Origin of the sequence: Xenorhabdus vietnamensis (genome assembly GCF_002127535.1) — a bacterium.
GTDB classification, from domain to species: Bacteria; Pseudomonadota; Gammaproteobacteria; order Enterobacterales; family Enterobacteriaceae; genus Xenorhabdus; species Xenorhabdus vietnamensis.
This window is the reverse complement of sequence record NZ_MUBJ01000018.1, coordinates 1-16,002: the sequence shown is the minus strand read 5'-3', so window position 1 is coordinate 16,002 and position 16,002 is coordinate 1. Positions and strand designations below refer to the sequence as shown.

The 16,002-nt window shown below is 46.0% G+C and carries 3 protein-coding genes; all 3 read right to left on the bottom strand.

The window, feature by feature from the left end; genetic code table 11:
• Positions 1 to 3: 3 nt before the first annotated feature.
• The 3 genes from Xvie_RS25280 to Xvie_RS25290 all read right to left on the bottom strand — a co-directional run bounded on the left by Xvie_RS25280 (position 4) and on the right by Xvie_RS25290 (position 15,570).
• Entirely contained in the window at positions 4 to 10,080 is a 10,077-nt protein-coding gene (locus Xvie_RS25280) for a non-ribosomal peptide synthetase (protein ID WP_086108342.1), read from the bottom strand.
• A 36-nt stretch (positions 10,081 to 10,116) separates the two neighbouring features.
• On the bottom strand, positions 10,117 to 13,356 hold the full coding sequence (locus Xvie_RS25285; protein WP_086108343.1) for a non-ribosomal peptide synthetase: 3,240 nt from the start codon (positions 13,354 to 13,356) through the stop codon (positions 10,117 to 10,119).
• A gap of 579 nt (positions 13,357 to 13,935) precedes the next feature.
• Entirely contained in the window at positions 13,936 to 15,570 is a 1,635-nt protein-coding gene (locus Xvie_RS25290; protein WP_086108344.1) for a cyclic peptide export ABC transporter, read from the bottom strand.
• Between the last annotated feature and the right edge of the window lie 432 nt (positions 15,571 to 16,002).

The window sequence follows — 16,002 nt, the reverse complement described above, 5'->3', positions numbered from 1 at the left end:
TAATTAATTATCTCCATTTAACAGGGCACGCAGTTCATCTTCAGACAAGTTCTCCAATTCTTTTTGCAGCGATTCGATATCTTCTTGTGCGAAAAAGGTTTCGATTTGTCTTGACGCGATAAGCTCAGCGAGCTCAGAAAGTTCTGGATGGGCAAATATGTCTTGGATAGACACTTCAAGATGGAATTCATCACGCAATCTTGCCATTAACTGGATGATTGATAAGGAGTTTCCACCCAAATCAAAGAAGCTGTCATGGCGTCCTATTTGTTCCAACCCCAACAAACCCTGTAGGATAGTGGCGATCTGCTGTTCGATTTCACCCTGAGGTGCTTCGTATTCACGGCTGGCGATAGCTGATCGATCCGGTGCTGGTAGTGCTTTGCGATCTAATTTGCCACTTCCGGTCAATGGGAAAGATTCCAGCATGACAAACGCGCTGGGCACCATATAGCTGGCCAGATGGGTGTTCAGTTGTTCACGCAGGCTATTGGCATCTGGCGTGAAACCGGATTGCGGTATGACATATGCCACCAGACGTTTGTCACCGGTTTCTTCTTCACGGGCGATGACCACAGCATCCCTGACGCTCTCACAGGCTGCCAGTTGTGCCTCAATTTCTCCCAACTCAATACGGAAACCGCGTATCTTGACCTGAAAATCGTTGCGTCCCAGATATTCGATATTACCATCTGGCAGCCAGCGTCCCAGATCGCCCGTTTTGTACATACGGGCTCCTGTTTGGTCGCTGAATGGGTCAGAAATAAATTTCTCCACTGTCATCTCTGGCTTGTTCAGATAACCCCGTGCGACGCCCAAACCACCGATGTGAATTTCACCACTGACACCAACAGGGGCAGGCTGACCAAGGGTATCCAGAATATAAATCCGGATATTGGGCAACGGGCGACCAATCGGAATGTTGTCATTGGTATACGGAACTTGCCTGTCATCTATCGTCAATGTGGTGACAATGACAGTGGTCTCAGTCGGGCCATAGGAGTTGATCCAGCGGCAGGAATGAGTGTCAGGGCTGGAGAGCCAGCTCATTAAATGGCGATGTTCTGCTTTCTCACCACCGACAATGATGGTGTGCAGGTAAGGGCTGAAACCACTGCGGCCTGCCATCATCTCCTGTACCCAGTGATGCCAGAAGGCGGTCGGCATATCCATGATGGTAATCTTCTGCTCGCGCAAGAAGGTGACAAAAGTCGCGTCCGGTACTCTGACATGAGGCGGGCGTAGAACCAGTGTGGCACCCGATGCAAGGGTCGGGAAAATATCCGATACTGAGGTGTCAAATGCCACGGTTGCAAATTGCAGGATGCGATCACCCAATTTAGGTTCGCTGGTCTGGTGCTGGGCATGGATAAAGTTCACCACATTGCGGTGTTCCAGCATGACCCCTTTGGGTTGTCCGGTTGAGCCGGAAGTGTAGATGATATAGGCCAGATGGTGTGGCTGGAGACCCATTTGGCTGGAATCAGGGTTATGATTGGGCTGTTTTGCCACATTAGTGCGGTGAATTTCGTCATCCAGCAACCAGACCGGCATGTCCTGTGTTGGCAAAAGCCCTTGTAAGTGTTTCTGCGTCAGCAATAGTGCTGGTTGGCTGTCCGATAGCTGATAAGCCAGACGTTCAGTCGGGTATTCAGGATCGAGCGGAATATAACCCGCACCGGCCTTGAGGATACCGTACATGCCAATGATCATATCCAGACTGCGGTCAACGCAAATTGCCACACGATCATCAGGACGCACGCCGGATGCAATTAACTGATAAGCCAGTTGGTTGGCCTGTTGGTTCAGTTCGGCATAACTCAATTGGTTTTCACCAAAGATCAGCGCGGTGGCATCAGGCGTTCGTTCCACTTGCTGTTCAAGCAATTGATGGATCAAGAGATCCTGCGGAATTTCGACGGCGGTATCGTTAAAGGTTTCCAGTAATTGAGTTCGCTCTTCTGGAGACAGAATATCGAGCAACTCAATTTTTTGTTCCGGTGCATGTTGCAAGGCAGTGACAATTCCTTTCAAAGCCATGTCCATATAGGCATTTATGCGTGCCGGATTAATCTGCTGATTGCATTGTGCAGTGAGTGCAAATCCATCGTCAAAATCATCCACATCCAGCGACAATGGATAGTTACTGCGTTCTTCACCACTGAGTATCTGCATGCCTTCCCAAGCCTGCGATTCAGATTGTGACTCATCATAAGGACTGTGGCGGAAGTTCAGCAGACTGTTAAACAACGGCAATGGTGCCTGAATTCCACTGCAACGCTGGGCAACGGCCAGCGATGCCTGCTCGTGATCGAGTAATTCACTGAGTTTCTGGTGGGTTTGCTGTACAGCCTCCTTAACGGTGCGATCCTGTAATCGAACGCGAATAGGCAGGGTATTGATAAACATACCGAGCACTTCTGAAGCGCCGACGCCACCCTGTAAACGTCCCAGAAGAACCGTACCAAATACCACGTCATCCCGTCCGCTGCATCGCGCCAATACTTGTGCCCATGCAACATGGAACAGTACTGCGGAACTCATGCCCAATTGACGGGCACAATTACGCAGATTGTAGGCGAGCTCGCTGTCCAGCGTGACAGTATTTTCTACTATTCTGTGAATGTTTTGTTCATTAATATCTTTTTCATTAATACCTTTTGCATTAACGTCTTTTTCGTTGAGATTACTTTCATTGAAATTGCTGCCTTGTACATCAAGTAACCCAAAGGGCAGGGTCGGCTCTTCGACATCCCCAAGCTGTTCGCGGAAATAAGTTTGATGAACTTCCAACGGCACGCTGCGGGTTTGGGCGATGAAATTACGGTAAGGCAGAGGCGTTGGCAGACTGTCGTTTTCTCCTAATATCAATGCCTGAATTTCATTGAAGATCATGCCCAAGGAAATGTGGTCGCAAACTAAATGATGGTGCAGCAAGGAGAGCAGCCATTGTCCAGACTCAGGATCTTGAGCAATATGTGCCGCCAGAAGCGGGGCTTTAGTGATCTCCATCCGTACCGTACGAGGATCAGTGAGACGACGCAATTGTGTTTCTGCATTCTCTTCTGCTGACAGTGTGAGTTCAATAATCGGCAATGGCGCATGACGATAAACGACCTGGACAGGTTCTGGCAGTTCTTGCCAGTACACAGCACTGCGCAGGATATCGTGCCGGTCAATTACTTGTTGAAGTACGTGGAGGAAAGTATCCAAACGAGTCCGGCTGTCAAATGCCATGAGCTGACTGTCCAGATAAATATCACCTTCTGTTTCCAGCAGATGATGGAACAGGATCCCCGCCTGTAATGGCCCCAGAGGATAGATATCCTGAATATTGGCAACCCCTTCAGGTACGAGGTTGACAATCTGGTCGATCTGGTTTTGGGTCAACTCCACCAGTGGCAGCATGTCTGGCGTAATAATCTGGCTTTCTTCGTGGATCAGGTTCGGCGGAATAATCAGTTCGGTAACACCTTGAGCGGTATTCTGATTTAAACGCGCGCTCATGGCCGCTAAGGTTGGTGCGGAGAAGACAGTGCTGACATCAAGGAATAGGTTATGTTGGCGCAATTCCTCGATCAGATTGACCACCAACAATGAATGCCCACCCAGTTCAAAGAAATTGTCCTGACGTCCCACTTGTTCCAGACCCAGCAGGGATTGCCAGACTGCCGCCAGTTTTTGCTCGGTTTCTCCTTGTGGTGCTTCATACTCGCGGCTGACAATGGCTGAATGATCAGGCGCCGGCAGCGCTTTGCGATCCAGTTTGCCGTTGGCGGACATCGGGAAAGCATCCAAAATAACAAACGCACTGGGCAACATGTGTTCCATCAAGCTGGTGCTCAGTTGCTCACGCAGACGGGCAGGATTCAGTGTGATGCCTGATTGTGGAATGAGGTAAGCGACCAGCCGCTTGTCACCCAGGCCTTCTTCACGGGCAATCACCACGACGTCGCTGACGCCTTCGCAGGCAGCCAATTGTGTCTCAATTTCTCCCAGCTCAATGCGGAAACCGCGTATCTTGACCTGAAAATCGTTGCGTCCCAGATATTCAATCATGCCATTGGGCAACCAACGTCCCAGATCACCGGTTTTGTACATACGGGCGCCTGCGTGTTCGCTGAACGGATCAACAACAAATTTCTCTGCCGTCAAATCAGATCGATCCAGATACCCACGGGCAACGCCTGCGCCACCAATATGGATCTCGCCACTGACCCCGACAGGAACGGGCTGACCGTGAGTATCCAGAATATAAATTCGGGTATTGGGCAGCGGGTAACCAATCGGGATGATGCCTTCGAGGTGCAAGGCGTTTTTGTTGTCCAGTTTCAGTGTTGTGGCAATCACGGTGGCTTCCGTCGGGCCATAGGAGTTAATCCAGCGGCAGGATTGGGTTTCCGGACTGGACAGCCAATTCATTAAATGCCGGTATTCTGCTTTCTCGCCACCCACAATAATGGTGTGCAGGTAAGGGCTGAAACCACTGCGGCCGGCCATCATCTCCTGTACCCAGTGATGCCAGAAGGCGGTCGGCATATCCATGATGGTGATCTTCTGCTCGCGCAAGAAGGTGACAAATGTCATATCCGGAATTCTGACATGTGGCGGACGCAGAACCAGTGTGGCGCCGGATGCAAGGGTTGGAAAAATATCTGACACTGAGGTGTCAAATGCCACGGTTGCAAATTGCAGGATGCGATCACCCAATTCAGGCTCGCTGGTCTGGTGCTGGGCATGGATAAAGTTCACCACATTGCGGTGTTCCAGCATCACGCCCTTAGGCATTCCGGTAGAGCCGGAAGTATAGATGATATAGGCCAGATGATGCGGTTCAAGACCCAATTGGCTGGCATCCGGATTATGCTCTGGCTGTTTTGCCACGCTATCCCGGTTATTTTGATCATCCAGCAGCCAGACCGGGGTGTCCTGTATTGGCAAGTGTGATTGTAAATGGTGTTGAGTCAGCAATAACACCGGCTTGCTGTCTGATAGCTGATAGGCCAGCCGTTCGGCGGGATATTCCGGATCAAGGGGAATATAGCCGGCACCCGCTTTCAGGATGCCATACATACCAATGATCATATCCGGGCTGCGCTCAGCACAGATTGCGATGCGGTCATCGGGGCATACGCCGGAAGCGATCAGGTGATGGGCCAACTGATTGGCATGGCGGTTCAGTTCCGCATAACTCAGCTGGCTATCGCCAAACACTAACGCGGTGGCATCAGGTGTCTGTTCTGCTTGTTGCTCGAATAGCTGATGAATCAGCATCTCTTGCGGATAGGCCAGTGCCGTATCGTTGAAATCTACCAACAATTGATGACGTTGTTGTGGTTGCAATAGCGGCAAATCTTCCACTCGCAGAGAATCATCCTCAACCATTGCTGTCAGCAGAGTTTGCAGATAGCTTGCAAGCCGTTCAATGCTTTCACGATCAAACAGATCACTGGCATATTCCAATTCACCAGCTAAACCGTTATCGGTATCGTTCATGGAAAGTGACAGATCGAAATGAGTGCTTCTTCGGGTTGATGGCAGTTCATCCAGCACTAAATCGGATAACTCAAGAGATTGTTGTATTGGTGTGTTATCCAGCGCGAGCATGACCTGAAATATTGGGCTGTGACTCAGGCTACGCGGTGGTTGCAGCGCTTCAACCAACTGTTCAAATGGCAAATCCTGATGCACGTAGGCTTCCAGTGCATGGGTTTTTATTTGCGTCAATAACGAGCTAACTGTAGGGTTATCCTCCAGTTTAACTCTGAGCGCTAACGTATTGGCGAAAAAGCCGATCAACGGTTCCAGTTCGCTGTGCTGTCGGTTAGCGACAGGCGTTCCAATGACGATATCTTGTTGACCACTGATGCGGGCAAGCAAGACTGACCAAGCAGCCAGTAAGGTCATGAATAGTGTGGAGCTGTGGCGTTGGCTCAATGTTTTTAAGCCATCACTTAATTCAGGTGAGAGGGTAAATGCTACCTGATCTCCGCGATAGCTCTGAACCGCAGGACGGGGTCTGTCTGTCGGCAGTTCCAGCAAAGCAGGGGCACCTTGTAGTGCTTCCCGCCAGAAATTGACCTGTTTTTCCAGCACCTCACCTTGCAGCCATTGCCGCTGCCAGAGCGCATAGTCAGCATACTGCACTGTCAGCGCAGGTAGTGGATCGTTTTGTCCATGAATGAAAGCGCGGTAAAGAGTTGCCAGCTCATAGATTAAGACGTTCAGTGACCAGCCATCAGAAATCATGTGGTGCTGGGTCAACAGCAGAACATATTCATCATTGGTCAGTTTCAGCAGTTGGCCACGAATTAATGGTTCCAGTGCAAAATCAAAGGGATGGTTAGTTTCAAACTCAGCGGCTTTATCAATGGCAGCCTGTTTTTCTGTCTCTGTTAACTGGCTGAGATCTTTAATGGTTAAACTGAAACCACGATCCGCATCGGCAATAACTTGCTGGGCTACACCATCCACCACTTTAATGGTTGTACGCAGAATTTCATGGCGGGTTACTATTCTGTCCAGAGTGGCTTGCAGTGCGTTCAGGTTTAGCTGACCTTTCAGACGCAAGCCTCCAGAGATGTGATATGCCGTCTGAGCAGCAGAATCTAACTGAGCCAGAAACCACAGGCGTTGTTGTGCCCAAGAGAGCGGAAGAGCTTGTTGTCGGCTGGCGGGCAATATCACCTGTTGTATTGGTTGCTGTATTGGCTGTTGTTCTGAATGATGCTCTGATTGATGTAATGAATGTTGTACTGATTGTCTGGCTGTATCCAGTGATTGCGCCAAATCTGACAAAATTGGACGAGTGAAGAGATCCTGCAAGTCCAACTTGGTGTTGAATACTTGGCGTAAACGGGAAGCCATTTGTACGGTCAGCAAAGAGTGCCCGCCCAGCTCAAAGAAATTGTCATGGCGTCCCACTTGCTCCAGACCCAGCAGGGATTGCCATATTTCCGCCAGTTTTTGCTCAGTTTCCCCTTGGGGTGCTTCATATTCACGGCTGGCAATTGCAGTACGATCCGGTGCAGGCAAGGCTTTGCGATCTAACTTACCACTGCCGGTCAGCGGAAAAGCGTCCAATATGACAAATGCACTGGGAATCATGTGCTCCATCAAATGAACGCTCAATTGTTCACGTAGATGAGAAGGTGTAAGAATAACGTCCGGCTGTGGTATCAGGTAAGCCACCAGACGTTTGTCGCCAGCCGTATCTTCACGGGCAATGACCACAACATCTTTGACCCCTTCGCAAGCAGCCAGTTGTGCTTCGATTTCTCCCAGTTCAATACGGAAGCCGCGTATCTTGACCTGAAAATCATTGCGCCCTAAATATTCAATGTTGCCATCCGGCAACCAACGTCCCAAATCACCACTTTTATACATGCGGGCATCGGGCTTCTTGCTGAATGGATCTGACACAAAGCGTTCTGCCGTCAGTTCCGGTCGGTTCAGGTAACCACGGGCAACCCCTGCGCCACCAATATGGATTTCACCGCTGACGCCGATGGGAACAGGATGACCGAGAGGATCGAGAATATAAATATGGGAATTGGCATTGAGACTGCCAATCGGAATATTACTGATGATGTTAGAAGAATACCCACCATTCAGTGTCAATGACGTCACAATGACAGTGGTTTCGGTCGGGCCATAGGTATTGATCCAACGGCAGAATTGAGTTTCCGGCAGAGACTGCCAATCCACCAGATGGCGGGATTCCGCTTTCTCTCCGCCAACAATAATCGTATTCAGATAAGGGCTAAAACCTGTACGATCGGCTTTCATTTCCTGTACCCATTGGTGCCAGAAAGCCGTAGGTACATCCATGATAGTGATCTTTTGCTGGTTTAAAAAGTCGATGAATTCTGCATCTGGTGCGCGGATATGTGCAGGGCGCAGGACCAAAGTTGCTCCCGCAGCTAGTGTCGGGAAAATGTCAGACACTGAGGTATCAAATGCCATGGTCGCAAATTGCAGAATGCGATCCCCTGATTGGGGCTGGCTGATTTGATGCTGGGCATGGATAAAATTCACCACATTGCGGTGTTCCAGCATTACGCCTTTAGGCAGTCCGGTTGAACCAGAAGTGTAGATAATATAGGCCAGATGGTGTGGCAAAAGACCTAATTGGCTGGCATCAGGATTATGTATCGGCTGTTGTGCCACGGTATTCAAGTGATTTTCATCATCCAACAACCAGACCGGAACTTCTGTCACCGGTAAAGTCGCCTGTAAATGTTGTTGGGTCAGCAATAATCTTGGGGTGCTGTCTGACAACTGATAAGCCAGCCGTTCGGCAGGATATTCCGGATCAAATGGAATGTAACCGGCCCCTGCTTTGAGAATTCCCAACATGCCAATGATCATATCCAGACTGCGCCCGACACACAGAGCCACACGATCGTCCGGGCGTATACCAAAGGCAATCAGGCTGTGTGCCAGCTGGTTGGCCCGCTGGTTCAGTTCTGCATAACTCAGTTGAGTATCCTGATACACCAAAGCAATGGCATCAGGCATTGATTGTGTTTGCTGCTCAAATAGCTGGTGGATCAGTTTATCTTGCTGGTAGGGGAGTGCTGTATCGTTAAAATTCACCAACAGTTGTTTGCTCTGTTGTGGCGTCATCAGTGGCAGTTCAGCGACTCGTTGGCTATCATCAGCCGCCATCGCCGCCAGCAATGTGTTTAAGTGGCTGACCATACGCTCAATCGTAGTGTGGTCGAACAGATCACTGGCGTATTCCAGATCACCCACTAAACCATTTTCAGTTTCATCCAGAGTTAATGTCAGATCAAAGTAAGAGCTGTCCCTGATTAATGGCCGCTCATCCAACACCAATCCCGGCAGTTCGAAATGCCGTTGTCCCGGTGTATTATTTGTTGCCAGCATGACCTGAAAAATTGGGCTGTGGCTCAGGCTGCGAGGAGGTTGCAGGGTTTCGACCAGTTGTTCGAAAGGCATATCTTGGTGAGCGAATGCATTGATTGCTTGTTTTTTCACTTGTGCCAACAGTTCACTGACACTGGGGTTATCATGCAATTGAACACGTAATGCCAATGTATTGGCAAAAAAACCGATCAAAGGGGCTAATTCAGGTTGTTGACGATTGGCGATGGGAGTACCAATCACAATATCATCCTGACCACTGATACGGGAGAGCAATGTAGCCCATCCGGTCAATAAGGTCATGAACAGGGTGGTTCCGTGACGTTGGCTGAGATCTTTTAAACCCGCCTGTAATGTCGGGGAGAAATCAATATTAACGCGTCCACCAGTATAGCTCTGTTTTGCTGGACGCGGCCGATCAGTGGGTAATTCCAGAAGCGCGGGAGCGCCTTGCAAAGTGTTGCGCCAGAAATTAACCTGTTTTTCCAGCACTTCTCCCTGTAACAAATTTTTTTGCCAGAGAACATAATCAGCATACTGAATTGTCAGGGCTGGAATAGGATCTGGCTGCCCTTGACTGAATGCACGATAAAGCGTGGACAGTTCTTGCATAAATACACTGACTGACCAACCATCAGAGATAATATGATGTTGAGTTAACAGCAGGATATGTTGATCTTCTGCCAGTTTAAGCAGCCGTCCCCGTGCCAATGGGCCATTAGCAAAATCAAAGGGGTGATTTGCTTCAAGGTGGGCCACTTTTTCGATTGCGGCCTGTTGTTCTGACAGCTCTGAAGATAATTGGCTGAAATCTTCTTGTATCAGGGGAAAGCCACAAACTGTATTACTGATGGTTTGCTGTGCTTCATCCTCTACCGTCACGATAGTCGTACGCAAAATTTCATGGCGTGCCACAATGCGATCCAGTGCCGCTTGAAGGGCATTCAGGTTCAGTTCGCCTTGTAGGTTCAATCCCACGGACATATGGTATGCCGTTTGTGCGGCAGGATCTAATTGAGCAAGGAACCATAAGCGTTGCTGTGTCCAGGATAATGGCACACCATTATCACGCGACTGGATCGTGATTTCTGTTTTTTGAGTAGACTGGCGGGTCAGTTTTGCTGATCTGGCTAACTCAAGTAGTCTTCTGCGTTCAGCTAATGGTAGAGATGAAAGCTCGTTATTGTTCATTTGATTATCACCACTCAAAACAATGTAAAGTAAAATCTAATTCATTGATTTATAAATATCGTGCAGAGACTCTGAATCGAATTGCAGTAATAGAGAGTCGATAATGCATTCTTCAAGCTGACAGAGGATTGGATGGGAAAACAGTTGATGAATGGATAATTCAACATCAAATGTTTTTTTGATTTTCGACTGTAGCTGTAGCACTAACAGAGAATGACCACCCAATTCAAAGAAATTGTCATAACGGCTTATCCGATCCAGTCCCAATAGTTCTTGCCAGATGGCAGCCAATTGCTCTTCGGTTTCGCCTTCTGGAGCCGCATATTCGCGGGTTGACATGGCTGAGTGATCGGGCGCTGGCAGAGACTTGCGATCGAGTTTTCCATTTGGAGAGAGAGGAAAGGCCTCCATCATCACAAATGCGCTCGGTATCATGTAATCGGCGAGATTTCTGCTTAATTGCTCACGCAGTTGAGAAATGCTTGGCGTGCAGTCTTTATTCGGGATCAAATAGGCTACCAGACGTTTATCTCCCACTCCGTTTTCACGGGCGATCACCACAGCTTCGCGAATACCAGCGCATTGGTTCAGGCTGGTTTCAATCTCGCCCAATTCAATGCGTAATCCGCGAATTTTGACTTGGAAATCGTTGCGTCCCAGATAGGCGATGTTGCCATCCGGTAACCAACGTCCCAGATCGCCCGTTTTATATAGACGAGCATCAGGATCAGCACTGAATGGATCGGTAATAAAACGCTCTGCGGTCAATTCAGGTAAATTCAAGTAACCGCGTGTCACTCCGACACCGCCGATATGAATTTCACCGATTACCCCGATAGGAACAGGCTGGTTATGTTTATCAAGCAAATAGATCTGGGTATTGTCTATCGGACGGCCAATTGTTATTTGAGATTGAGTGTGATGGTTATCTTGCTCGATCAAAAGGTCGGTGGATGCCGTTGACCAGATAGTGGTTTCTGTCGGCCCGTATAGATTCCACAGACCACTGACTTTTTCTCTTAAACGCTGTGCCAGTTCGTAAGGCAATGCTTCCCCACCGCTTAATGCCTTGATTTTCGCGCCTGTCCAGCCGGAATCGAGCAGCATTCGCCAGGAAGTGGGGGTCGCTTGTACAATTTTGATGTTATGTGATGCAATTAATTCTTCTAATTGCTTAGGATCTTTAGCCGCCAGTGATGGTGCTAAGACAATGCGGCTGCCGCTGAACAAGGGCATATAGAGTTCCAGACCAGCAATATCGAAACCAATGGTTGTGGAGGCGAGCATCGTATCACTGGCAGTAACTTGTAATATTTCCTGCATTGAGAGCAGCAGGTTAACCACACCAATATGTTCTACCATTACTCCTTTGGGTAAGCCCGTTGAGCCGGAAGTGTAGAGAACATAGGCTAAATGGCGCGACGTTAGCCCCAAACGAGCGGCTTCTAAGTTATCGTTGGCTTGGTGAGCGATGTTTGCCTGAATGGTTGGATTATCCAAAAACCAGACAGGAATTTCAGTCGCGGGCAGTTTTTCTTGCAAGCCCAGATGAGTCAGCAGGATCACAGGCTCACTGTCTGACAAAACATAGGCGAGCCTATCGGTCGGATATTCAGGATCGAGTGGCACATAGGCTGCACCGGCTTTTAAGATTCCCAGTAGGGCAATGACCATGTCCAGACTACGTTCCGTGCAGATGGCAACGCGATCATCTGGACGAATGCCCGCTTCAACAAGGGCGTGAGCCAATTGGTTAGCTCGCTGATTTAACTCCATATAACTGAGTTGAGTATTACCATATAGCAGCGCAGTTGCAGTCGGGCTGCGTTCTACTTGTTGTTCAACAAATTGATGAATTAAAGCGTGTCGTGGGAAAGGTTTTTCTGTGTCGTTAAAATCATGGATGACTTGCTGACGAGTCTGCTCATTCATCAATGGCAAACGATTAACTGACAGTTGTTCGTTATCCGCTATGGCTTCCAACAGAGTCAAGAGATTCTGCATAAGCTGGGAAATGAATTCAGCATCAAATATCGCAGTGTCATAATGAAAGGCATAACCGATTTGGTCACCGGCCTCTAAGACATTCATCATTAATGGAACAGGGACATCGGCATAGAAAGGATATGGAAAAGGCCGCAACTCTGCATTTCCCCACTGTACCGTGCCATTGTCATTTTCCGCCATCCAGAGTGCAGTCAGGTCGCCAATATATCTGGCTTTTTGGAATATCATGACCGTTTGGAAAACGGGGTGAACTTCTGCATTGCGTTGCAATTTCAGTTGTTCCAGCACCTTAGAGAATGGATATTTCTGGTTTTCAATACCCTGACGGATGGTTTTTGTTGCTTGTGTGATATGTTCTTGTACCGACATATCACCGTTTATCTGGCAGCGTAAGGCGACCGGGTTAATAAACTCACCAACCAATTTTCCCCAGCGGGCACGGCCTCTTCCCGGCATGATAGAACCAATAATGACGTCATCCACTTCGGTATAACGGCTCAGGAGGATTTGGTAGGCGGCCAGAAAGATAGCAAACAGGCTGTTATCATATTTGGGTACCAGCGCTTGCAGTTTATGGGACAGCGACTTGTTAATTATTTTATTTAAGGATATTTTCCCGGCAGTGGGGAGGGGGCTGTTTTTAGGCGGCCATTGTGATACGGCTAAATTGCCCGACAATGTATTCTGCCAGAATTGTTGTTGTTTTTTTGCGCTGGCACTTTGTAACCATTTTTGCTGCCATTCCACATAATCATGGAAACTATTTTCAGAAGCAGGCTCCAGAGGTTTTCCAGAAAGCAGCGCATCAAGTTCATCCAGCAGTATCCAATAAGACCAACCATCAACGGCCAGATGATCAAAGGTCAGCACCATTACGCTTTCTTGTGGATTACACTGATACCAACTGGCATAAACCCGCAGCGGGTGTGCGAGATCAAACGTGTGCCAGCAATCGTCCTGAACACGTTGTTTAAGAGTTTCTTCGCTAAGATGTTGGGCATCATGTACTGTGAGTGTGATTTTAGAACTGTCTGTGATGCAATAACCCAATTCGCCGTGATATAGTCCAAAACTTGCTCGTAGCATCGGATGTCTTTGCACCAATTTATTGAGAGCTTCTTCTAGACACTTAGCTGTTAAGCCCTTAATACGAGCACAAAATGCACTATTATTTTGACCTCGTTTGTCGGGGTCAATTTGATATTGAAACCAGCGGCTGCTTTGAGCTTCCGACAAAGGAAATGATTTCAATTTTCCAGGGTAATTCATTCTATAGCTCCCTTTTTATGGGTACATTAAAAATAAAAACATGAGAACTGATAAAACAAAAAATCACACTTGAGTTTAAATTGATAAAAATAGGCCAAAGAAATAGGCGATAATCCTATTCCTGTTAAAAAAAGTACTATTTTTAGTACTGTTTGGCATAAATAGTTATGTATCCATAACAAGCGACATGAAAATAGCTGACCATTCTAATAAAAAAGAACAGTCTTATTTTTCATGTATGCTTAATTCCATTTCATTTATAAATTAAATTATGTTCCTTGCGATATTAGATAATCTTACATTAAATTTTTTTATTACACATTGCTAATAATGTTTTTATAATGTGTCTAATTTTATTATAGGTATTATGTGTTAAAACTTATTGTTAATGGTGATTTTATGTTCACGTCGTCACTCAAAATCTATTGGGTGTATAAAGTGAAATAAGAGCCTAGTAAAATAGGCTCTTTGCTATGAGCTTTATTTCATTCTATATCATTTTATTTCAACTTCATTGTTTGCGATTATATTTTAATCGACTATATCCTTCATTTTTAATCTTACGTTAAAATTTGAAATTTATTGAGTGTAATGATTTTTATTGCTTATTTCTTTAATATGGCCATCCTCTAATTTGATAATACGGTCGGCAATATCAAAATAAGCATCATCATGGCTGATAATTATGACAGTTTTACCACCAGATTTTAATTCAGGCAGTAGCTCAGTATAGAATAAGCGTTTAAACACCGGATCTTGGTCGGCTGCCCACTCATCAAATAGATAAATAGGACGGTCTTCTAAATAAGCTGATACTAAAGCCAGCCGTTTCCGTTGACCCGCAGAAAGATTTGTTGTGGAGAATCCACCATCAACAATTTTAACTTTGTGCGCCATGTTTAATGCTTCAATATAATGCGTTGCTTTTTCGGTGACATTCATATCGCTGTTTAGTAATTGCTCAAATAGATGGTAATCAGAAAAAACAGCGCCAAAATGTTGACGATAATGCTCATTATTAGAAGGCGTTACTTGTACACCATTTAATGAAATAGAGCCGGATTCTTGTTCAAACAGGCCAACAAGCAACATGGCAAGCGTTGTTTTTCCACTACCGTTGCCACCGACAATAAACACAATTTCACCTTGCGATATTTTCAAACTCAATGGGCCGAGTGCGAATTGGCGATCTTCTTTATCGGTTGTGTAATGGTGAATAACATCTTTCAGTTCAATCTCTATTGGTTGTTGATTGTTGAATGGGCTAGGGCCTTCAATCTGTACGGACAGTGCTTCTTCCAGCTGGCTGTCAAGGCGACGCATTTTATTCAATGAGACTTCCGCTGCCCTCAGTTCTGGAATTGCGCCGATAACCTCACTAATCGGGCCTGATAAGAAGAGAACAAGTAGTGATACAGTAACTAGAGTTGATGGTTCTTGAGGGATCCAAATTGGAATAACAAAGACGATTAAGCCAATCATGACATAGAATGTAACAGCACTGGCGTTAATGACCCAGGCATAGCTGGTATTTGCTTTAATACAGATATCTTGGAAGACTTTAGCTGCCGGAGCAATCACTTTATCGATAAAAAGGTTGCCTTTTTGTTTATTGAGTTGCAGCTCTTTGCTGCCATCAATCAGACTTTGGAAATTAAGGTATATCTTATCCACTTGATCACGCATTTGTGTCATTAATTTTAATGGATGTTTTTCCCACCAATAAAACAGATACATTCCGACAAGACTGAATACAGCCAGAATGAGAAACAGTTGCCAAGACATCCAGGCTAAATAACCAAAACAGGCTATGATTAGGGTGATGTTACCAAAAACAGACGGTGCCAACATAAAGGAATGTACGAAAACATCGACGTCTTTGGTTAAAACTGCCAGTAAGCCATGTCGTCCAAGTTTATGCAGCTTTTTTAATGGTGCACGCAAAATTTTATTACTTAAACTCAGGCGTAATGAAAAAATCGTGGATTGAGCTAAATGAGATAATGTAATTTCTGATACAGTTTTAGTAATAAAAAAAATAAAACAGATACCAAAAAAGCTCCAAAGGAATGAGGTTAGGTTAATCTTTTCTGTTACTCCTTGACTGATCATCCCAACTATCGAAGCACCGGCAAACCCACTAATTAATGCGCTTATTGTCGATACTAGCAGTAATACCCAAGATTGACGATATAAATAAGCTATTAGAGTCATAAAAAACAAGCCATTGTCGAAGGTTATAATTAATATGAAAATTCATATATCTTTCTACTCAATCCATTATGGTTGTTTTTTTCTGATGAAACTGCAAGCGTGATTTATAGCATGGCAATATTAATAAATATAATTGTGATAAAAACTAATGACGGTGTTAATAATAACACAATATAATTACATGAGTGAACTATATGGGTAATATTATTTGATAAATAATATAATTTATTTGGTGTCTATGAATAATAGGAATAACTGTTAATAAAATATTTCTATTGTTTTAAATTTCACTGATCTTTGCTGAATGTTTTCATTAATAGATTAATTATGTATCTATACCCGTCGTAATTGAAGATGCTTGATTTTTCATTCATATCAGCGCAGGATCGCGCCCATGAAAATTAATCTGACAGATGCCCAAAAAAAAGCCCT

Bases quoted from the DNA above. Each gene is read 5' to 3' on its own strand.
- Xvie_RS25280 (WP_086108342.1), bottom strand. From the start codon at position 10,080: ATGAACAATAACGAGCTTTCATCTCTACCATTAGCTGAACGCAGAAGA.
- Xvie_RS25285 (WP_086108343.1), bottom strand. From the start codon at position 13,356: ATGAATTACCCTGGAAAATTGAAATCATTTCCTTTGTCGGAAGCTCAA.
- Xvie_RS25290 (WP_086108344.1), bottom strand. From the start codon at position 15,570: ATGACTCTAATAGCTTATTTATATCGTCAATCTTGGGTATTACTGCTA.